Source organism: Leptolyngbya sp. GGD, assembly GCF_026735145.1.
Classification (GTDB): Bacteria; Cyanobacteriota; Cyanobacteriia; order Leptolyngbyales; family Leptolyngbyaceae; genus Leptolyngbya; species Leptolyngbya boryana.
Window position 1 is genome coordinate 85153 of sequence record NZ_JAPQKE010000013.1, and the last position, 22794, is coordinate 107946.

Genomic DNA, 22794 nt, shown 5'->3' on the forward strand with positions numbered 1-22794 from the left:
TGTCTAATTTCCGTCATAGATGACACTAGCGCCGAGGACTTGGTATCCACAGTGGCAGGTCAGGAGGGCATAGTCAGCCGGGAGCAGGTGCGCTCCTTTGGGATTCGTACATTTGCAGACAAACCGCGATGTTGTGTTAGCAATCCCGATCTGCTGAGTATTCTGTAAGTTTAAGTCTAGTACTTTGACCCGAAGTGTCAGTTTTCCGAGTTTGATTTGGCAGTTTTCTGCAATCGGAACTTCTTGGGTGATTACAGTTTGTCCATTGACGATCGCAGGGTTGGGAGGAGTGCGATCGCGCGTGAGGTTACGAATGTAGAATTGCTGGACTTGATCGTTCCAAAAGAGTTCGAGATGCAGACCAGAGACGGTTCTAGCAATGTTGGGATCGGGGTGCTGCAAGATCACATCACAGCGATCTCGATCTCGTCCGATTCGGATGCTGCGAGGAAATTTGGTTTGATCTTGTAATGAGAGTGTTTGTGAACAGTTGCGATTTTCTTCCTGCCATTCCAGAGTAAGGCGCTGCATGATCGATTCAACCCAGATGTGAGAATGTGGATAATCACCAAGGAGTCTTGAAGTGATTTATTTTTAAGGCTAGAGGAATAGCTGAAGTAAGCTATCGGTGCTTTCTGCAGACTTGCTGGCTGGTTTAAGCGAATGAGATTGCAGAAAAGTACAACGATCTTGACAGAAATATCAAATCTATCTGCATTGCGAATCTCCTAATCTATAAATCAAGCAACCGAGCAATCACTTAAACCTGGTTCTGAAGTTGCGAATAACCTACTTCTAAACATAGGAGAAACAATCATGGCAACGAACAGCAACAACAACGATGCAATCTTTACTCCATTGACCGAAGACGAAGCTGCAACATTGAATGGTGGTCGCTATTGCTATTATGTTCGGCTTTGGCGGCGAGTATGCTACTGGTACGGTTGCTTTTTTCAATCCTACACTGCAATTCGCTGCTACTAATCCTGGGTAGTTGTCCGAATAGAAACGCATCATCTCTCGAGAGATAGCTGTTAGAGAACAGAGGTGTTTCGACAAGAGGCACCTCTTTCCTAAACCCGCAATGACAAGAGAATTATGAAAAGATACCATTGCATCCGACAACAAGGTGAAGCTGACTGCGGAGCCGCTTGTCTAACCACGATCGCGAAACACTATGGTTCCAAAGTCAATCTGAAACAGGTTCGAGACTGGGTAGGGACTGGGCAGTCTGGGGCAAACCTCTGGGGACTTCAGCAAGGCTCTGAAAAATTGGGCTTTAATGCTCGTCCGGTTAAAGCCGCTCCTAATGTGCTCGATCGCATTCTAGAAGCACCTTTACCTGCAATTTTGCATTGGCAAGGAACCCATTGGGTTGTTCTATATGGAAAAAAAGGTCGTGATTTTGTAGTTGCCGATCCAGGAGTGGGAATTCGCTATCTCTCTGCTATAGAACTCGCAGAAGGTTGGAATGATTGGGTCATGCTGCTGCTTGAACCTGATCCCACTCGCTTTGGAAAAGAGGAGCAAGGACAACCCGATCGCAATTCTAAGAGCCAGCGTTACAATTATTTCTGGTCTAGACTTTCAGCTTATCGTGGTATTTTAACTCAAGCATTTTTGATCAATGTTGTAGTCGGATTTCTTTCACTTGCGTCACCTATCTTAATGCAGCTCCTCACAGATGATGTGCTAGTTCGAGGAGACTTGAAACTTCTTAACACAATCGCGATCGCGGTCATCGCGATTCTGGTTGTGAATAATTTACTAGAGCTAGTGCAGTCTAATTTGATCACTCACTTTGCTCAGCGATTAGAACTGGGGTTAGTGCTTGATTTTTGCAAGCAAATTCTACGATTGCCCTTGAGTTACTACGAATCGAGGCGGAGCGGAGAAGTTCTCAGTCGCTTGCAAGATATTCAACAGCTCAACTATCTCGTTTCTCAAACAATTGTGAGTTTGCCGAGTCGGTTCTTCGTGGCACTCATCTCGCTTGGATTAATGTTGTTTTATAGTTGGAAACTGAGCGTTTTCGCGATCGCAGTTGTGTTGCTGATGACGGTTTCTGTAGTGATCTTTCAACCGAGCTTACAGCGTAAACTGCAGCAGTCACTAGCAGTAGAAGCAGAAAACCAAGGTGTGCTGGTTGAAACTTTCAAGGGGGCATTAACTGTTAAGACGCTGGTTGCAACTCCACAATTTTGGGGAGAATTTCAGAATCGTTTTAGTCGATTAACTACTTTGAATCTCCGCACGAATCAGATTGGTATCTTCAACAATAGCTTTTCTGGACTCGTTGCAAGTGCAGGCGGAATTGGCTTGCTGTGGTTTGGTGGGCAATTAGTCATCTCGCCAGCGGAGCAGTTAAGTATTGGACAACTCTTTGCCTTCAAAGCCATGAATGATAATTTGACACTCTTGATCACAACAGTGATTGGATTTGTCGATGAACTGACGCGAGTCAAAGCTGCAACTGAACGGCTCTCAGAGGTGACACAAGCGACTCCTGAAGATGCGAATCATCCTGATCGACCTAGTGCAACGATTTCACCTGATGCAGCGATCTCGCTCAATAATGTCAGTTTCGATTATGCTGATGGTACTCCAATCTTAGAGAACTTCTCAGTTCAGATTCCGGGAGGGCAAGTTACTGCGCTGATTGGGCAATCTGGCTGTGGAAAAAGTACTCTTGTGAAACTTCTGGCAGGACTCTATCCGCTGAGCACAGGAAATATTCGGATTGGCAACTATAATCAAGCAGATTTATCCTTATCGAGCTTACGTCAGCAAGTTGTGCTGGTCGTTCAAGACGCGCATTTTTGGAACCGATCAATTATTGATAACTTCCGCTTAGCTGCGCCGGATGCAACTTTTGATGAGATTGTTGAAAGCTGCCGTCTGACTGGAGCCGATGATTTTATTAGTAAATTGCCGAATAAATATCAGACGATTTTAGGAGAATTCGCAGCGAATCTTTCGGGTGGGCAGCGACAAAGATTAGCAATCTCTCGTGCAATTGTTCAAGATCCTCCTGTATTAATTCTAGACGAATCCACTTCTGGGCTTGATCCGGCAAGTGAAGCGGCTTTGATGGATCAACTTCTTCAGCAGCGTCAAGGAAAAACAACGTTATTTATCAGTCATCGTCCTTCTGTGATCCGCCGCGCAGATTGGATTGTATTACTTGACCAAGGGCAACTCAAACTTCAAGGCAGCCGAGCAGAAATATTAGCGAAGGCAAACAATCAATTAGAACATCTCTATACGTCTGAAGCACAAGTAGCATAATGCCATGAACAGTCTTTCTTCTGATTCAATTCAATCAATCCGAACCGATGATTTTTTACCCTCAATCAGCCGTTGGACTTCGTTAGGTGGAATATTTCTAGTTAGTACGATTGGCATTGCGATCGCACTTTCAGCCGTCACGAAATATAACGTTTCCGTTAAAGCGAGTTCAACGGTGCGCCCTTCTGGAGAGTTGCGAGTGGTGCAAGCAGAAATGGAAGGAACAGTAAAGCAAATTATGGTGAAAGAAAACCAGTCTGTGAAGCGAGGAGATGTGATTGCTTATTTAGAAGATTCTAAGCTACAAACGCAAAGTAGTCAGCTTCGGAGTAACATTCAGCAAAGCCAGGTTCAACTCTCTCAATTGGACGCTCAGATCCGCTCAGTGCAACGTCAGTTGCTAGCAGAATCGAATTCTACCGATCGCTCGATCGCGTCTGCTGAAGCAGAGATTCGACGCGCTCAGAATGACTATCAAGAAAAGCTTCTATCCTCTCAAGCTGAGGTTCAAGATGCCAAAGTGACTTTAGATCTTGCCAAAGATGAATGGGTTCGCTATCAGCAGCTTTATACCAGTGGGGCTGTTTCAGAGCGACAAGCTAAGGAGAAAGAAACTGCTGTTCAGACTGCACAAGCTAAATTAGAGCGGGCTACTGCTGCCGCGAATCCGACTCAGGCAACAATCGCGATTTCTCAAGAAAATGTCGCTCAGCAAAAGGCGAAGGGAGAATCGACGATCGCCACGTTAAATCGCGATCAAGAAGCACTCGTTCAACGGCAAGCGGAGCTAAAAGCACAATTGATTCGGGATCAGAAAGAGCAGCAGCAAATTGAGCGTGACCTAAAGAAGACCGTGATTCGAGCAACGAGTGATGGAACGGTGTTTCAGTTGAGTCTTCTAAATGCGAATCAAGTAGTGCGTCCTGGCGATAGTATTGCTCAAATTGCTCCAGCGAATACGGCTCTTGTTGCGAAGGCGAGAGTGGCAAATCAGGACATTGATAAGGTGGAGATTGGGCAACTTGCTCAACTCCGAGTGGAAGCTTGTCCTTACTCTGAGTTTGGTGTGTTGCCGGGGAAGGTGAGTGCGATCGCACCGGATGCGAGTTCATCGCAGTCGGGGAGTGGGACTGCTAATGCGACGCAGGCAACGGGAGCAGGAGGAAACGATCGTACTTTTGCTGTCACGATTAGTTTGGATCAAACGATGCTGACGAATCAGCAACGGCAATGTCGGATTCAAACGGGGATGGAAGCCACAGCGAATATTGTTTCAAAAGAAGAGACTTTCCTACAATTTGTACTTCGGAAAGCACGGCTCTGGACTGATCTGTAGTTTTTTCACACAATTTGGAGAAATTAACCATGTTTGCAAATTCAATTTCTGAGTATGCACCTGTTGCGTCGCAATCGATCGAGTTACAACCGCAAGAGATGCATTTCTTTTCGTTCAAAGTCACTGCGGCTGAAAAGCAAGGAATGGGATATCGCTTGCGTTCTGAGCAGCAATATCTTTGCCATTTAACGGATCAACGGTTTATCTTTGTGCCGATGTCTGCTACTCAGAAAGGATTTCAAGTACATCACGATACGATCGAGCGATTGAAGTTAGTGAGAACACTGAATCTAGCTACGTTTGCTGAGCTGATTTTTAAGACTGCACCTGCTGAAGTAGCAGAGACAGAATGGATTGTTGCTGTGAGTTCTACAAGGTCGTCTCGAAGTGCTGCAAAGGATTTTGTGCAGTTTGGGAATGAGCTATTAGGGGTTGTTCTTGGAGGATTTCAGGTGATGGCGGATGATCCTCAAGCGATTTCGAAATTCAAACAAGAGATTGCAGCGAGTGAATTGCCGGTTGTGGTTGATTTTGTGGCTGAGAAGTGTGAGCCTTGCGTAGCGATGGCTCCGATTGTGAATGAGCTAGCAGAGCAGTTTTCTGGCAAGTTCAAAGTAATCAAGGTCGATATTGAGAAAAATCCTGCAATCATGATGCACTATGGGATTAATTGTTTTCCAACTTTGCTAATTGTGAATGCAGGTCATGTGATTGATCAGATTGCGGGTGTGGTTCCGAAGCCCGTTTTAGTCAAGGTTCTGAATAATCATCTTGCAAGACTTTAAGCTACGATTTTGTCCTGCTCCGAATGAGCAATTTGGAGCAGGGCTTGTACTTCAAATTTTATGATTTGATGAGCATGTTTAACTTACTCAATTTACTAAGATCGCGCTTAGAAAACATTGAGATTACAAGTCCTAAAATGGCGCAGTTGATTTGCCAGATTATTCCCGATCGCTGTCCTTTCGAGCGTAAAATTTCTCTGTTTGGTTACTGTATTCAGATTCCTGCCCTTTGCAAGTTTAATCCGTTTTATCGACAATTGATTCATCTGCGTCTTCGATCGCTGACTTATTTGCATTCGGATGAGTCAAGTTAAACAGAGCTTGCATTTCAATGGCTCTCATGTGATTCTTTGAAAAGATATCAAGTTTGCAGGGTGCGTTGTGGCATGAAACGATTGAGCTTTGGTTTTGCGATCGTCATTTGTGGAATGAGCGCGGCTCCGGTTTGGGGGCAGAGTGCGATCGTGCCTGATAGTACATTAGGTGCTAGTAACTCGACGATTCAAGAGACGACGATTCGGGGATTGCCGAGTACTCTGATTCAAGGCGGCTCAAGCCAGGGCGCGAATCTGTTTCATAGCTTTCTCAGATTTAATATTCCGGTGGGACGAGGGGCTTACTTTGCAAACCCAGATGGGATTAAGAATATTTTTAGTCGAGTGACGGGTGCAGAGGGGAGTGAGATTTTCGGTCGGCTTGGTGTATTGGGTGACGCGAATCTCTTTCTGATGAATCCGAATGGCATTTTGTTCGGTCAGACTGGTAGTTTAGATGTCAATGGTTCATTTGTCGCAACGACTGCTAATGCAATTCAATTTGGTGATCGTGGTTCTTTCGACACGGCTAATCCACCAAATTCAGTTTTAACAATTGATCCCTCTGCTTTTCTGTTTACTCAGGTTCAAGCAGGAGCACAAATCGCCGCGTCAGGTGGTGTTCTACGAGTTCCTAGTAGTCAAAGCTTAGTCTTGCTAGGTGGAGATATAAGTTTAGATAGAGAAATTTTGTCGGCGCTTGGGGGACAGATTGAATTAGGCGGATTGATAGCATCAGGTAAAGTAGCGATTAGCCAGGAAGGAAAAGCCATAACTCTTAGTTTTCCGGAGAATTTAACACGTGGAAATGTCACGTTGCAGAATCAGTCGATAGCGACTGTTAGAACAGCTAAAAACAGTGGAAACTTAGCGATTAATGCTCGCGATGTCAATATCTTGGGAAACAGCCAAATTCTGGCTGGAACTCTACAGGAACAAGAATCTTTTGATCACAAGGCAGGCAATATTACAGTCAATGCAACTGATAATGTCAATATTAGAGCAAGAAGTGTTATTCGCAATGATGTTTATAACACTCAGAGTGGCAATGCTGGAGATTTGAATATTACAGCAAGATCGCTCTCTTTATCTGATAATTCGTATTTAAGTTCTAGCACTTTTGGCAAAGGTAGTGCTGGAAACATTACAATTCAAACTAGGGAGAACATCTCTCTAGAAAATCAGTCATTAATTTTTAGCCGTGTGGGCACTAATGCGATCGGACAGGCTGGAAATATCATTCTCGATACCAGTACATTAGATCTAAATAATAGTTCGCAACTTAGTGCTGCTACTTTTGGGGAAGGAGATGCAGGCAATATTCTCATTAATGCTCGTGATCGTGTTCTTGTAAGAAATGGCAATAGTCTTAATCAAAGTGGAATATTTAGTACAGTAGAAGAAAATGCGATTGGAGCAGGTGGGGATATTAAGATTACAACTCGTTCTCTAGAAATGACTAGGGGAGGACTGATAACAGCGGGAATTTCTGGGGAAGGGAATGGGGGAGATATAACTATTAATGCTCGCGATCGCATTGTTCTGCAAGGCGGAATTGCTCTGTCAAATGGTGGGTTTATTCCCACAGCGATCAATAACGATGCGAGACAGGGTTCAATTGGAGAAGCTGGAGATATTAATGTTGAGACTGGGGCTTTACAATTGCTGAATGGAGCAGGATTGAGTTCATCAACGGGAGGACAAGGGGCAGCAGGTAGGGTGATTCTGAATGTTCGAGATCGTGCCTCTTTGAATCGAAGTTTTATAGTCAGCCAAGTTAGCAGCCAAAACCAAGAGAGTACAGAACGGGGTGGAATCAACATTTTCGCTGGTACTTTAGAATTAAAAGACTCTCGAATTTCTACTCGTACACTTAGTAAGGGAAATGCAGGCAATATAATTCTCAAAATTGATAATCAAGCTACGTTAGATAACTCTTTGATTTTCAGTAGTATCGATACAGATGCAATTGGACAAAGTGGAGATATTTGGATCTCAGCGAAGGGCTTAGAACTCTCAAATAGTTCTCAGCTCAGTTCAGCGACCTTTGGTAAAGGGAGTGCAGGAAATATAGAAATCGAAGTGCGAGATCAAATCACAATTAAAGACCAAAAGCCTTTTGGTCTGCTGCTTAATGGCATTTTTAGTACTGTGGAGAAAGATGCTGCTGGGCAAGGAGGTGATATTCGGATTACTACAGGCTCTTTAGATTTAAAGAACGGAGGACAAATTACGGCTAGTAATGCTGGTACAGGAGATGCTGGGGATGTAGTGATTAATGCTCGCGATCGCATTACAAGTACAACTGGGTTTAGAACAGCAACAGCCTCTAATGGCACATCTTTTTCTTTTGTTTTTTTTAATTCGATTTCTAGTAGAGTTGGCGAAAATGGTCGAGGAAATGCTGGAGACTTGAAACTCTCAACAAGCACCTTAGAGTTATTCAACGAAACGCAACTACTCAGTGATACTTCTGGTATTGGTAATGCTGGCAATATTGTCATCAATACAAGCGATCGCGTCCTTTTCGATTCTAGCTTTGCTAAAACTAGGGTTTCTAGCAAAAATGCAGTAGGACAAGGTGGAGATATCTATATTTCTACTCCATTATTGGAACTACGCAACGGAGCACAAATTGATGCAAGTACCTTTGGGCAGGGGGATGCAGGAAATATCACCATTGAGGGAACTCGATCTGTTCTTGTTGCTGGGGCAGCAGAGAATCGTTTTGATGGAGGTTATGCTAGCGCAATTTTCTCAACAACTGGGGATACCGATAGGATTGGAACTGGAGTTGGAGGAAATATTAATATCAAATCTCCATTGCTCATTGTGGGTGCTGGAGGCATCATTGATGCCCGAACATTTAATGATAAGCGAGGCGGCAATATTAACCTCGATTTAGGAACGCTTGAAATTGTGAACGGGGGTCAAATCTTTACGACAAGTGCTAGAAGCGGTTCGGCAGGTACAATTACTATTAACGCTAGCGAGGCTGCAACAATTGCGGGAATTGATTCAACTTACTTCAAACGAGTTGAACAATTTGGGGCAGGACGAGTTGGTTCTACTTCGGAAAAAAGCAGCCTTTCAGTTTTCTCTAGTGCAACTGGCTCTGCTGGTAATATTATTCTCAACGCGCCTCGAATTACGATTCGAGATCAAGCCATTATTAGTGCAGAATCTCAGGCAACAGATGGGGGAAACGTTACTTTGAGTACCGATTGGCTTCTACTTCGTCGTCAGGGTAGTATTTCTGCAACTGCGGGGCTTGCAGCAGGTGCAGGAAATGGTGGAAACATCAATATCAATGCGCAGTTCATTGTGGCAATCCCTAAAGAAAACAGTGACATTATCGCAAATGCATTTCAAGGCTCAGGCGGCAAAATTGTCATTAATTCTCAAGGAATTTTTGGATTAGAATCTCGTACTAAACCGACTGCCTTAAGTGACATTACAGCCAGCTCAAATCTCGGTGTTACAGGAACCATCGCGATTAATGCGCCGGATAACGGCGCTTTACAAAATGGCTTGGCACAACTTATACAGAACTCGATCGACACTAACACTCTCCTTGCCAATAGCTGTATCGTCCGTGATCGCACTACTGGCGCATTTTTCATCAAAGGCTCTAGTGGATTGCCTATTCGACCCGGTGATCTTGCACTCGCTCCTTTCCCAACGGGAACCATTCAGCCAACAGAACGATCAAACAGTGAGATCGTGGAACCCCAAGGAATCTATCAACTCGCAGATGGTCGCTACATCATGAGTCGTGAATGCCAGTAGCAGCTAAAAAAGTTGATACTGAATCGAAAATGTAAACCCTTTATCCTGTAGCGTATTCCCCTCATCCTTGGCAAAGATCAACGGAACCCCATAATCAAACTGAAAATCTAACCTGGGATTAATCCGCCACTGTATACCTAAACCCAAACTCGCAAGTAACTGCGGATCAGGATCCTCAGTGCGATTATTCCAGCCGCCCCCAATCTCAAAAAATGGAGTCAATTGCAGTATCTCTGGATTTCGAGTTACCGGAACCCGCAACTCGATCGAGCCTGTCACCCCATTGTCCGTCACAACCTGATTCTGGCGATAGCCCCGCACCGTATCTACTCCCCCCAAGCTAAATCGCTCCAGTGACAATAGAGAATCAGGAGTCAATTGAGCATTAATACGATTTACCAACACCGGGCTACCCGGCTGATTGCCCAACCGCTGCACCCATTGAAACTGACCCAACCAAGCAAAGAACTGCCCATCTGTCCCCGAATCATTGATCGTGGCATCAAACGCATCAATCCCAACACTAAACTGCGATCGCGCAGCTAACACTCGATTCGCCCCACGATTTAGCCAATCCTGCGCAAATCGAATCACTGACACCTTCGATCGCCCATCCTCTGGCCCTTCTGAAAATGAAAAGGGAATATTATCCAACAGAAAAGTCCGGCTCCGGCGCAAATCAAGTCCCAATGAAACAGCAAACTCAGTTTGTGGCGATCGCACAATCGGCTGACGGATTGCCATACTGATTGTCTCCGCTCGACTGCGAATGCCTAAATCATCAAAAGGAGACTCAGTAATGTTGCTATTGTTATTGCTGTAACGCAGGTTGAGCGTCGTATCACTGGGACTGAGCGGAATCGCATAATCAAAACTGTAGAGATTCAACCCCCCAGTTCGCCCATATTCTGCCTTAAAGCGATCTCCCAAACCTAGTAGATTATTGTGTTGAACAAAAACACTGCCTTGATAAGAGCCAACACTCGGAGATTGATAGTTATTGAAAACTAAACCTGCACTGATCGGCGGAGCCTCTTTCAGTTCGACTCGCAAACGGCTTTGTCCTGGCGCACTGCCTGCGGTTAAAGTCGCATTCACCTGCTCAAACAGTGGGTTCAGTTGCAAGAGCTGTAGAGCCGTTCTTAGTTGATTCTGATTGAGGGGAGTTTGAGTTGCTTGGGCTAAACGGCTTTCCACATATCCTTGATTCACCCGAAGTTTTGCGCCGACAACTTCAAGCTGCTCTAACGTTCCTTCGACCACTCGAATTTCGACAATCCCATCACTAAGAAATTGGTTATTGGCAAGGAAAGCACCCGATGTAATGTAGCCCTCTTTAATGTAAAGCTCAGTAATTCGCGATCGCAGTTCAATCAAATCCTCAAAAACTGCACCTTGCCGATGATCTGCTAAAAACTGATCTCTGAGTTTGTTAATCTCATCCGTTAATACAGTGTTACCAACTATCTTGATTTGCTTAACTGGAAATTTAACGTTAGATAGAGGCGATGGATCGGCTGGAGTAGGCTGTGCTGGCTTAGGCAGTGGATCTGAGATCGGTGCAGGTGAGTTTGGTTGTGGGAGCGGCGTTTCGTTAGGCGTTGGGGTAGTTTGATCGATGCGTTCTTGAATACTAGAAGGAACACGAACGCCATCGGGAGGAAGTTGAGCAACTACGATCGCACCCCGTAAAACCAGGTCTGTAGCACATACAAACATAACCCCGCTGATGCACAAGGTAGCATTCAAATGGCTTGCTTTCATTCGGAATTGCTTCAATATTAAGTTGATATTAGTACTCATTTCTCAATTTGCTCACTTTTGCAAAGGCAAAAGTGAATCAACGACCGACTTGCTTCTCCATGCTCCCAAGCAGTTAGCGCAGGAAGTGTGTTAGAGGAACACTCCAATAAGTTACCATGAAAGACTTAAAATAACTCAGCATCCTGTGATCATTCTGTAGACGACAGGATAGAAAGTCTCCACGTAATTTAGGGATCACACAATTCGCATCCCATTGATTCGCGCTTTAATTAATTAGGTGCCAATTACTTCTTTGCAGATTTCTGCATAGTAGTCCGCCACTTTCAGCCATGAAACTGACAGAAATCTCATATGATTGGCTGCGATTGCCATTTTATGCTTGCAGTCAAGTCAGAAACACACCAAAACGGTTGAAATAAGCTGAATGCTTGAGAGCCACAAAAAGCGTTTCTGATGGAGCGTTCTATTTTGAGGAAAGTATGATGTCTAAGCAACTAGCAAGCTTCAAAGCATTGATGATGGGAACTGCGATCGCGACGGTTAGCTCAATCGCAGTCATGCCTACAGGATACGCTGCTTCTGTTCCTGAAACCTCTGCCTCTAGCCGATCAGCAGCACCTTTGGGCGGAGTTGTTACACCGTTCTGTCCAAATAATCAACCCTTTCCCTTTCCAACTGATAAATGCCCGACGGGTATCAATCCGTTTCCTGATCAACAGGACTTGGATGAACTGTCAAAGCAGATGACCGATCGCATTCAAATGGTTCGTCGATCGACAGAGGCAGATAAGATTCTAGTCCCATTCATTCAGATTACTTTTTAGAATTGCTTTTTGAGGAGATCGATGAAGAGCATTCTCGACTCATGACAAGTTGACCATCTGCAAGAGGATAGACTCCTTGAGGTTCAACGATCGCATCTCCTTTGTTCCAGGTTGAGGTGGGATTTACAGGCTGAATGGTTCCGGTTGAATAAGTCGAGAGTTCGCCAGGATTGGTCGGGAATCCACTTCTGCCTGTAATATAGAAGGTGCCATTTTGGCGATCGCGAACAATGCAACTATTTGATACGAGGCTGTTTGTGTCGATCGCGGTTTGAGGGAGTTGTGTCAGATTGTTTTGGAGATTGCTAACATCTGGACTCGCCAAAGTAACTGTACCACTGAAGCCAACACCAGAACTCGCAGTAATATCACTCAGTTCAGTCGCTTCAGGACGAGATTCAATCCCTAAAATGCCACCTGATGTTGAGATAGTTACCCTACCACCGCTGCCACGCAGTGCATTCGCGCTAATATCACTATCCTCTTTGGGAATCGCAATGAGAAATCCTGCATTGATATTCAAGTTGCCGCCATTTCCTCCTGTGTCTGCACTCGCAGAGATTTGGCTCCTGTTACGCAGAATTAGACGGTTGGTAGATTGGATGTTGATGTTGCCTCCATTGACAGTTGCGGATTGGGCATCGATTCTGGCTCGATCATCGAGTTGAATCCGGGGGGCTATAATGTTGATGTTGCCCGCTTGACCTGCGTTTCCAGAGGCGCGTGAGCGAGTATAAATTCCACTTTCAGGGCTGATCGGTGCAACTCTAGATCCAAATCGAGCTAAGCGATCGTTATAGGTTGGATCGATGCCAGAGATAAAAAGCTGATCAGTTGCGTTTAGGGTAATTGTGTTTGCTGAGCCACTGCCTTCAGTGATGGCTAAAAGCTGAGCGCCGCTCAGCAGTTCGATCGTACGAGCATTGATATGAACTGTACCGCTATTACCAGTTGCATAAGTTCGAGCATCTGTGACAGCACCATCCGAGATCCGGAATGTGTCTGCAAAAATTTGGATATTGCCGCCTAGATTAGCATTGTTTGTTGAAGTTAAAAGCGCACTTGACAGACCATTAGTAACATTCGCTCCAGAGATTGAGATGACGCGAATCGGCTGCGCTGCCTTACCTAACAAGATATTACCCGCATTGCCTTTGCCGCTTGTAATTGTAGTGAGTTGCGATCCATTGCTGAGTTCGAGCATGTTAGCAGAGATGTCTATATTTCCACCGTTGCCCTCTCCCCCTGGTGCAACAAGACTAAGCAGACCACTGCCAATCTGTCCATCTATTGCTGTCAAAGTTAAGCGCTCTTGTACCTTAATGATTATATTCCCTGCAGCACCTTTACCTCTCGTACCCGCAGCAATTTGTCCACCATTGCTGAGTTCGAGCGTGTTAGCAGAGATCTCTATATTTCCACCGCTGCCCTCTCCCTCTGGTTCAACAGTGCTGAAAATCGTACTCACGCTCTGTCCGTTTGCAGTGGTGCCGCTTATTTCGATACGATCCCTGATTTGTATGATCACGTTGCCTGCATTTCCTGTACCAAAGACACTCGCGCTGATTTGAGAGCCTTCATTTATCGCTAAGGAATTTGCAGTAATATCTAATTTCCCTCCGTTCCCGCTAGTTCCTCCATTGACATCGTTTTGAATGCGACTTGCTTCTCTTAGGTGCACATCTTCAGTTGCGTTAAGAATAATATTTCCAGCTTGACTTTTGGCTGTACTCCTTGATGAGTCAATACCAGCCAAAAGACTACTGCGTTCTAAAACTATATTTTTAGCTGTAATTCCAATGCTGCCTTTGTCCGAGAGTGCCACATCAACTCTCGCAAGATCGTTCAATATAACATCTGCTCGATCGACACTCTCTAGAAACCTCAAGCTACCATTTTCATTGACTCCAATCGCGCCTGTCCCTGAAACTGCCCCAATCTCCACCCGTCCCTCAAAAGCATTTAACTGCCCTCCCTCAATATTCACATTGCCACCTAGTAGTGTAAGATTCTGTCCATTTGGAACGCGTAATCCTAAAAGAGAGCTACCAGTCCTGATCGGAGCACTGGCTCTGACTGTGATATCGCCTACAGCAGCTCGGTTAAACAGAAAGGCAGAAGGATTGATCGTTAAAACATCAACAACCCCTTCAGGACGACTCGCGCTGAATGTTCCACGATCGCTAAATTGAATTCCATCTGCGGTTGTTGCGAAAAAAGAGCGATCGACATCTAAGGAGGCATCTTTCCCGAACACAATCCCATTCGGGTTCATTAGAAATAGATTGGCATTTGCAACAGTTAAAAGATTTCCATCAAGACCTGCTGTTCCGAGTTGCCCTAAAATCTGGGATGGATTGCTGCCTGTCACCCGAGCCAAAATGTTTTGAATTCCTGCGCTAGGACTCAGAAAGTAAACACTTCGCCCTGCTGCAACATTGAACTCTCGAAAACTATGGAATAGGTTTGCTCCTCGGATAGCTCCGCCTTCGATCACATCAGTTTGAGGATCGAAAGGATTGAATTGCGATCGCTCATTGCCCAACGTACTATCTGGAACAATCTGTGCCCCAGTAGGCACAATCATTGCTCCGAATATCGCGATTGTCGCTCCAATCTGCCAAATTCGATGGCTCAGCCAACCTAAATTCGTCACGGTGATGCCTCTAATGCTTGCACACAGCGTAAAGCAATTAACACCTTACGTAATTTTACGCAAACGTGGTCAAGGCTAATCTATCACTAAAAAAATCTCCTGCCAAGCGGCTTCAAGCAAACCTATAGACAAGCGCGATCGAACAAAAGCCAGACTGATTCAGCCGTTTTAGTTTCTAGCATTCTCTACTTCTCCGAACACTAGCGCATTAAGAAGAAACTTTACTCTTACAGTGACAGAATTTGAGAACACATCATTGCCGAAAATTGCAATTATTAAGTGGGCTGAACCTATGCTCGGCTAAAGTGGTGCGAAGAGGGCACGCACATTCGCAACCATTTGATCGACGACAAATGCCGCCTCTGATCTGGATGCTCCAACGATTCGCATCACTTCTACTACAGTTTGGCTGGTCACTGGGATGGCCTGTCCGGTGTGCTGATAGTAGAGATAGACGACTTGAGCGATAGCTTGAGCGAGATATTTCTGTCGATCCGAATCTGTGCAAGCTGGTGTCTGATTCGGATCAGCATTGCGATCGCAAGTAGAATGCGCGGTTGCAGGCGCGATCGATGTGAACAGCATCGCAGCGGTGAGCATAGACGAGATAAACGAGAATTTGAGTTGCATAATTAGCTCGAAAAGGATACCGATATACTAGAAATCGTTTGCATGAAAAGCGCTGTATTTATCTGTGGATGTGATGTTGAAATCTGGAAGGTTTGAGTGCAGAAATCGGCGATCGTTTTGGCAAAAAGTTGCGGTGTTTTGACGAAATGCGGGCTGTATTGTCTAGACATGGGCATAAAAATTAAGGAGCTTTCTGGATGATTCGCAAGCCTTCTTTCCATCTCACTCGCTTCGTTGCTTCTGGACTGATTGCTGCTCAAACTGCGATCGTCGCTGCCACGGTCAGCGAATTTGCTTTGACTATTCCAGGGTTAGATTCTTCTCGTGTAGTGCAAGCGCAGGAGAGTAATGCTTCGGCTGAAGATGTTTATCGTAAAGCAGCTCCCTCTGTCGTATATATCTCGACTGAAGAAGGACGGGGAAGTGGTGTAATTGTCGATGCGAATGGCTTAATTGTGACGAATGCTCATGTTGTAGCAGGTGCGCGGCAAATCGAGGTTGAACTACAAAATGGGCGGAAATTTGCGGCGACAGTTGTATCAATGGGCAGCCCAGATTGTCTCGATCTGGCGATGCTAAAAATCGAAACGGCGAATTTACCTACAATCAAGTTTGCAACACCACACTCGATTCAGCGGGGGCAGCGAGTTTATGCGATCGGTTATCCGAGAGGAATTAAACCTTCTTCGATTACACAAGGAATTGTCAGTAATCTCGATAGCGATCGCGGTTTTGTACAAACGGATGCTTCAATTAGTCCTGGGAATTCTGGAGGCGCATTATTAAATCATCGCGGCGAGCTTTTAGCAATTAATACTCTGAAGGGACTGAACGAAAACGTGGGAATTAATCTGGCAATTTCAGTGGATCGAGTACACGCACTGATACAAGCGATGAAAGAGAATCTTTCTCCGGTTTTGGGAAAATACCTAATCCCCGTTGGAACGTCAGCATTGTTAGCATCTCAGTTACCTTTGGGCGGAACGCAGCAGGGGAATTTACAAGTATCGAGTCATCTTTACTGTGATGGGAGCCGAGCAGATATTTATAAGTTTGAAGGAGAGGCGGATCAACCTGTGATGCTCAGCATGACGAGTGCTGAGATTGGGTCTTACTTGATGTTGTTAGGAACGAATGGAGAGTTGATTCGTCAAGCGCAAAGCAAGCAGGGTGAAGCAGCGCAGTTTTTGGTAAGTTTGCCCCAACGTGGAACTTATACGGTGATTGCAAATTCTGCGAATCCCGGACAGCTTGGGCGATATCGGTTACAGACTTCTCTGCCTGTGCTGGTTGAACAGGCAAAACTCACGCCGAGCGATCCACGCTTATCAGATGGCTCTTTCTATCGGCGTTATATGTTTCCTGGCAAAGCAGGACGAGCGATCGCGGTTGCGTTACATCAGTTTGATTTTGAGCCTTATCTGGCAGTATATGATCCATCAGGGAAATTAGTTGCCAGTGGCAAAGCAGGTCGGCAGGATACGGTACAGATTCAATTGCCTAAAGATGGTGAGTATTCGCTGATTGTCAGTACTGTAAATCCAGGAGAACGAGGAACGTTCTTTTTCTCGCTTCATAATGTCACTGCGCGATCGCAACAATCCGCCCAGAATCGCTAGGTTATGAACATTCTCGGCTCAGGATCAAGCGACCATCGGGGAGTGGATAGACTGCTTGCGGTTCAACGATCGCTTGTCCCCGCTTCTCACTTGATGAGGTTGCCTGAATCGTTCCAGTTGAGTAGTTTGAGAGTTCACTAGGCTTTGGGATGAGTCCGCCTCTACCTACGATGTAGAATGCACCGTTCTTCTGGTTGCGGATGATGCAGCTATTAGTGAGAAGAGTGTTAGTGTTGATTGCATTCTGTGAAAGTTGAGTAAGACTATTTTGGAGAAAGGTAATATTAGGAATACCAACGATCTCACCACTAATAGTACCAGTGGCGTTAATATCAGCTTGATCATTGTTAAGTAACGCTTCTAGAGCAGAGCGCTCAAGTCTAAAAGGCATTGAACGATAGAGGGGAGCACTCAGAAAAGCGCGAGTATTGAGAATAATGTTGCCACCTGTGCCTTCAGGTGCAAACGCAAGAATATCACCATTTTCGAGAGCAACAATTGCATCCGTTGTCAGATTGATATCTCCTCCTTTTGCTTGTCCAGTGGTTAAATCTGTTCTGATACGACTGTCACCTCGCAGAATGATATATCTGCTAGCAATATTAATGTCACCACCTTCAGTTTTTTGTGATTCTGCAGCGATCTGGCTATTTATAACATTTATATCTCGCTTGACCTTAATTGCAATGTTTCCCGCTTTGCCTTCGCCCAGACTTGTTGCGACAATGCGTGCATCATTGACTAGCACAATAGATCTAGAGGTAATACTTAAGTCTCCTCCATAACCTTGGCTGGAGGTGGCAGTAGATACAATTCCTTGATCAATTACGCGAAACTTCTCACTGTTGATTGAAATCTTACCTGCATTTCCTTGAGCTGCATCACCCAATGTTTCGCTAGCGATCGCACTGCGGAATTGATTACTTTCTGAGATACCAATTAGTTCAATAGTATCTGCAATGACTTCGACATTTCCTCCTTGTCCTTTGCCAAACGTAGAAGATGAGATAATTGCTCCATTTTTGATACTTAACAGTCCAGATTCTAGTTTTATATTACCTGCATTTCTCCCTTTTTCAATATCTCCAGATTCGCTTGATATACCGCTACGAAAACCGTTTGAAGCAACCCCAATGAGTTCTACTTCATCTGCTATGATTCTTATGTTACCACCCAACCCCCCTCTGGTTGTTACAGTTGAGATTACGGCTCCATCCTCGATTGAGAGCCTTTTAGCCTGAATAACTAGATTTGCAGCATTGCCTTCCCCACTTGTCTCAGCAGCCAAGGCGCTTCTAAATCTTCCATCTAATGAGATACTCCTTAGTTTTACTGTTTCAGCGTTTACAACTAAATTACCTGCTTGTCCTTCTCCGGACGTAGAAGTAGATACGATCGCTCCATCTTGAATTGTCAATCGATTAGTATTAATTAATAGATTACCCGCTTGACCAGAGCCACTAGTCTGAGAAAAAAGAGAGCTTCTGTTATTGTTTACTGCTCCGCTGAGTTCCACGGACTGAGTTGCATTGACAGTTAAGTTTCCTGCTTGTCCGTTACCAAATGTGGAAGCTACTGCGATTGCGCCATCTTTGACAGCAAAGTTCATAGTATTGATCGTAATATCACCTCCCCTTTCAGAACTTGAAAAACCTGCTGTAATCAGTCGACTACGTATTGCGGTTCCAGGTCGTGCCCCAATAAGTTCTACACTTTCGCCCGCATTGAGAGTTAAGTTTCCTGCTCGACCTTCGCCCCGTGATCGAGTTGATATTTGCGCTCCGTCTTGGACAAGAATCTGGTTGGCATTGACTGTGATATCCCCTGCATTTCCTCGGGCACCAGGCTCAACACGAGCGAATAGACCGCTTGATGTGAAACTTGTGCCTTGTCCAAGAATGACTCCAATCAGGTCTATTTTCCCTTCAACTTCAATTATCACATTGCCTGAGTTTCCTCTTCCCAGTGTACCTGCTAAAATCTGACTTGCTTCTCGAAAAGTCATTGATTGTGCTTGAACACTAATGTTACCGCTGTTTCCTGTTGCTTCAGAGTAAACTTGATTTCGGATAGAGCTATTGCCTCTAAGAGACAATTCTCCGTTGGCGCGGATTGCGATATCGCCTGATTGATTACCTACTGTGCCTAATCTAGGGCCGATTCCTGCCTCAATTGTGCTAGAGTCCGCAAGCCGAATATTTCGAGCATTAATAGCAATACTCCCTCGCTGATTACCTGCAACAATTAGACTTGCCTGATTTGACAAGGTTATGTCTGTTTGTGCCAGCTTCTTTGGAAAATCTAGGCGAAAAATCGTGTTATCTTTGAGCAACCCAATTTCCCCAATGCCTGCTGCTCCTAACTCAAGGTGCCCCTCTAGTGCAACTAATCCACCTCCATCAATTGATAGATTGCCGCCAAGTAAGATCAGGCTCCTACCCTGTTTTACCCTCAATCCTGATAGGTTGAAAGGGTTTGATGGATAAAGTCCTGCATTGACTTTAGAGCGATTCTCGATCTGTTCACTTGGAATCCGATTGAAAAAGAAAGCAGAAGGATCAATAGAGAGTAATGGATTCTGAGAATCAATGACTGAAGTCTGAGAGAATTCTCCGTTGTTTTGAAACCGAATCCCATTTGCTGTCGTCGCAACAAACGATCCCCCAATATCCAAACTCGCATTCTGACCAAACACAATCCCGCTCGGATTCATCAAGAAAAGATTGGCAGCACCTCGCGATCGCAGAACTCCATCAATTTCCGAAACCTTTCCACCCGTCACCCGCGAAAAGATATTAACAATCCCAGGATCATTGAGAAAATTTGCCGCGCCTAGAGTTGGAACATCAAAGCGATCGAAACTATGAAATAGATTCCGACCCCCAACTGTCGTCCCACCAGTAATATTAAAAACTGCTCCACTCGGAGTCACGACCGTATCCGTCGAACCATCACTCGTCAATTCAGCGATCGCAGGAATCGTAGTCATTAGCGTGCTAACAATTCCAAGTAACCCGATGACCTTTAGCATCGATCGCACCTCTGAAATAATTTAATTCAAACAATAATGTGAAAGAAGCTGACAGTACAAGCCGAACCCAGTAATATTTTCTTTAGAAAGCTAAGTATATATTAATGCTGTGGAGTGCATCGAATGAAGTTTCGCCCCCATTTTCGACTGCATCGTTGGCTCGTTCTCTTGTTTACTGGCAGTCTCATCAGTGCCATGTTTCTCGGACAAGTCGCACACTCGCTCGATCCTGCCCAACTTGTCCAACAGGGGATCGCCCGGTATGAAGCCAAAAACTACGCAGAAGCAATCAAAACCTGGCAAGCTGCATTACCCGCATACAGCAAAGACCCCACCAATCAAGCGATCGTCCTCGAAAACATCGCTAGAGCCTACCAGCAAGCTAATCAAAACGGTGAAGCAATCAACACTTGGAAACAATTGATTGCACACTATAGACGCGATAGCAATCTCCCGAAGCTCAGCCGAGCCTTGATCGAACAAGCCCAACTCTACAGCAGCATTGGGCAACCCAGACAAGCGATCGCACTGCTCTGCGCCCCAGAAATCCGAGAAAAATGTACGAATACTAGCGCCGTCCAACTGGCGCAGCAGATCAAAGAAGACAAAAGTCTAGCAGCAGCATTCGGCAGCTTAGGAGATGCGTATCGCTTAACTGGAGACTCTGAACAAGCGATCGACTACCTGAACCAAGCCTTAGCACTAACACAAAACAATCCCCCTTACCGCATCTCAGCCCTCAATGGGCTAGCAAATGCCTATCTCAGCCGCGCCAGACTCTTTTCTCGACGGGCAGAATCCGCCGAAGCTCGTGCCCCTCGCGTCTCAACTGGCGAATTCACACCCCAAGGTGAAGCAGCGCGACTGACTCAAGCTGCAAAAGCAGATGAGAAGCAAGCCATAAAAAAACTAGAAGAAAGCCGAACCCTCGCCCAATCTCAACAAGATTACTCCGGAGAAGTTCGCTCTCTATTGAGCTTGATCCCTATTTACATCCGAGATAAAGATCCCCTTGCATCATCCCTGCTGCAACCAGCGATCGAACTCCTCGATAAAGTGCCACAAGATCGAGCACGCATCTACGCAACTATTGATCTCGCAAGGTACTCTGAAGATCCTGTTCAAGCAGAAACTCTCTTGAAAACCGCGATCGACCTCTCCACCCAACTACAAGACAATCGCGCAAAATCCTTCGCGTTAGGCGAACTTGGAATGCTCTACGAAAAGCAGGAGAAATTTGAAGACGCACTCAAATGGACTCGAGAAGCTGTCTTTGCAGCAGCAAAAATACAGGATGCAAAAGATAGTTTATATCTCTGGGAATGGCAGATTGGACGGCTGCTTGCAAGAGAAATCAAAAATACGAAAGCTGCGATCGCAGCCTATGAAAGAGCAGTCCAAACTCTAGAAGAAATTCGCAGTGACATTCTTAGCACCAATGCAGATTTACAATTTGACTTTCGCAAAACCGTAGAGCCTGTCTACCGAGAACTGATTGCCTTAAGAGTCAGACCTGAATCAACCAGCAGCCAACTGAAACAGCAAAAAACGGAACCTTCTCAACCTGTACAATCGAGAGAAAATATTGCACGAGTTTTGACTACGATCGAATCGCTCAGACTAGCAGAACTACAAAACTACTTCGGAAACGACTGTGTGATTGCAGAAATCAGACGCTCTCCCAATAACGTCACAACCGAAGCAGGCAGAATCGATCTGATTCAACAAGTCGTCGCAAATTCAACACAAAACCGGAAAACCGCGATTTTCCATCACATTCTTCTGCCGAAGCAACTGATTGTTGTTCTCAGTCTGCCAGCTCAGGAACAGCACACCATTTCTGTTTCCATGGAAGAAGAAGACATGAGAGACAAGATCACTAAATTTCGACAAGGATTAGAACGAGTTAGCGCCAAAGAAGGATTCGATCAAACGCTAGCTAAGTCGCTGTATCAAGATTTGATTCAACCTGTTGCTTCTTACCTCAAAGACAATATTGATACACTGCTGTTTGTTCAGGATGGACTCTTAAGAAGTATTCCAATGGCTGCCTTACATGATGGACAGCAATATTTAATTCAGAAATACATGGTCGTCACTGCGCCGAGTCTCAGTTCAATTGATGTCACACCTTTCGATCGTTCCAATCTTCGGGCTCTAGCATTAGGAGTAACAGAATCCGTCACGCTCCAAGACACAAAGCAAATTTATCGAAAATTAGACTCTGCGGATTCTGAGTTGAAATCAGTTCTAGCCGAACTTCCCGGAAGTCAACGATTTGACCTCCGCAAAGATAACCTCAGAAATCTAATCAAAGCTTATCCCTATCCCATTATCCACTTCACCACCCACGGACAGTTTGGAGCTGATCCCAAAGATACTTTTCTCGTCACAGGAGATGGGCAACGGTTGACGATCGTCGATTTTGAGCAGATCTTACGAGAACGTTCAGACACTCGTACCCCGATCGAGCTACTCATGCTCACTGCCTGCCAAACTGGAACCGGAGACGATCGCGCGATTTTAGGACTCGCAGGTGTTGCGATTCAAGCAGGAGTGAAAAGTGCATTAGCATCCCTCTGGTTTATCAATGACGAACAAGCCGCCGCCATTGTTCAACAGTTCTATCACAATCTTAGAAAGCCAGGGGTGAGTAAAGCGAAAGCAATCCAGAAGGCACAGATTGATTTAATCGATAAATCGGTGCATCCTGGATATTGGTCAGCTCTAATTCTTGTCGGGAATTGGCTATAGGCTT

Annotated in this window: 14 protein-coding genes; 9 read left to right on the forward strand and 5 right to left on the reverse strand. The window is 45.1% G+C overall.

Annotation, left to right across the window (positions count from 1 at the left end; all coding sequences use genetic code 11):
* Window positions 1-3: 3 nt before the first annotated feature.
* A complete protein-coding gene (locus OU814_RS30225) occupies window positions 4-531 on the reverse strand; it encodes an FHA domain-containing protein (protein WP_268243160.1) in 528 nt (175 codons plus the stop codon).
* 285 nt (window positions 532-816) lie between these two features.
* Between OU814_RS30225 and OU814_RS30230 the strand changes: the two genes are divergently transcribed.
* The 6 genes from OU814_RS30230 to OU814_RS30255 all read left to right on the forward strand — a co-directional run bounded on the left by OU814_RS30230 (window position 817) and on the right by OU814_RS30255 (window position 9512).
* Window positions 817-984, forward strand: coding sequence for a hypothetical protein (locus tag OU814_RS30230; RefSeq protein WP_268243161.1), 168 nt, complete (start codon window positions 817-819; stop codon window positions 982-984).
* Window positions 985-1098: 114 nt separating this feature from the next.
* A complete protein-coding gene (locus OU814_RS30235; RefSeq protein ID WP_268243162.1) occupies window positions 1099-3288 on the forward strand; it encodes a peptidase domain-containing ABC transporter in 2190 nt (729 codons plus the stop codon).
* Between the two features lie 4 nt (window positions 3289-3292).
* Entirely contained in the window at window positions 3293-4624 is a 1332-nt protein-coding gene (locus OU814_RS30240) for an HlyD family secretion protein (RefSeq protein WP_268243163.1), read from the forward strand.
* A gap of 29 nt (window positions 4625-4653) precedes the next feature.
* Window positions 4654-5409, forward strand: a complete 756-nt coding sequence (locus OU814_RS30245; RefSeq protein WP_268243164.1) for a thioredoxin family protein — start codon at window positions 4654-4656, stop codon at window positions 5407-5409.
* A 23-nt stretch (window positions 5410-5432) separates the two neighbouring features.
* Window positions 5433-5723, forward strand: a complete 291-nt coding sequence (locus OU814_RS30250; protein WP_268243165.1) for a Mo-dependent nitrogenase C-terminal domain-containing protein — start codon at window positions 5433-5435, stop codon at window positions 5721-5723.
* A 72-nt stretch (window positions 5724-5795) separates the two neighbouring features.
* Window positions 5796-9512 carry a two-partner secretion domain-containing protein gene (locus OU814_RS30255; RefSeq protein ID WP_268243166.1) on the forward strand — a complete coding sequence of 1239 codons (3717 nt, stop codon included), beginning with the start codon at window positions 5796-5798 and terminating at the stop codon, window positions 9510-9512.
* A 3-nt stretch (window positions 9513-9515) separates the two neighbouring features.
* Here OU814_RS30255 and OU814_RS30260 read toward each other — a convergent pair whose 3' ends face one another.
* Window positions 9516-11231 (reverse strand): ShlB/FhaC/HecB family hemolysin secretion/activation protein, encoded by a 1716-nt coding sequence (locus tag OU814_RS30260; protein ID WP_268243167.1) that lies wholly within the window; start codon window positions 11229-11231, stop codon window positions 9516-9518.
* Window positions 11232-11758: 527 nt separating this feature from the next.
* Here OU814_RS30260 and OU814_RS30265 point away from each other — a divergent pair.
* Window positions 11759-12100, forward strand: coding sequence for a hypothetical protein (locus OU814_RS30265; RefSeq protein WP_268243168.1), 342 nt, complete (start codon window positions 11759-11761; stop codon window positions 12098-12100).
* On the opposite strand, the gene OU814_RS30270 is transcribed toward OU814_RS30265, so the two are convergent.
* Both OU814_RS30270 and OU814_RS30275 read right to left on the reverse strand, forming a co-directional pair.
* The gene (locus OU814_RS30270; protein ID WP_268243169.1) at window positions 12090-14756 is read right to left on the reverse strand and encodes a two-partner secretion domain-containing protein; all 2667 of its coding nucleotides are present in this window, start codon (window positions 14754-14756) and stop codon (window positions 12090-12092) included. The genes OU814_RS30265 and OU814_RS30270 overlap by 11 nt on opposite strands.
* A 300-nt stretch (window positions 14757-15056) precedes the next feature.
* Window positions 15057-15386: a hypothetical protein gene (locus OU814_RS30275; protein WP_268243170.1), complete on the reverse strand. Its 330-nt coding sequence runs from the start codon at window positions 15384-15386 to the stop codon at window positions 15057-15059.
* Between the two features lie 197 nt (window positions 15387-15583).
* Between OU814_RS30275 and OU814_RS30280 the strand changes: the two genes are divergently transcribed.
* Window positions 15584-17005: a S1C family serine protease gene (locus OU814_RS30280; RefSeq protein ID WP_268243171.1), complete on the forward strand. Its 1422-nt coding sequence runs from the start codon at window positions 15584-15586 to the stop codon at window positions 17003-17005.
* Between the two features lies 1 nt (window position 17006).
* On the opposite strand, the gene OU814_RS30285 is transcribed toward OU814_RS30280, so the two are convergent.
* Window positions 17007-20036: a two-partner secretion domain-containing protein gene (locus OU814_RS30285; protein WP_268243172.1), complete on the reverse strand. Its 3030-nt coding sequence runs from the start codon at window positions 20034-20036 to the stop codon at window positions 17007-17009.
* A 123-nt stretch (window positions 20037-20159) separates the two neighbouring features.
* On the opposite strand from OU814_RS30285, the gene OU814_RS30290 reads away from it, so the two are divergent.
* Entirely contained in the window at window positions 20160-22790 is a 2631-nt protein-coding gene (locus OU814_RS30290; protein ID WP_268243173.1) for a CHAT domain-containing protein, read from the forward strand.
* Window positions 22791-22794: the final 4 nt, after the last annotated feature.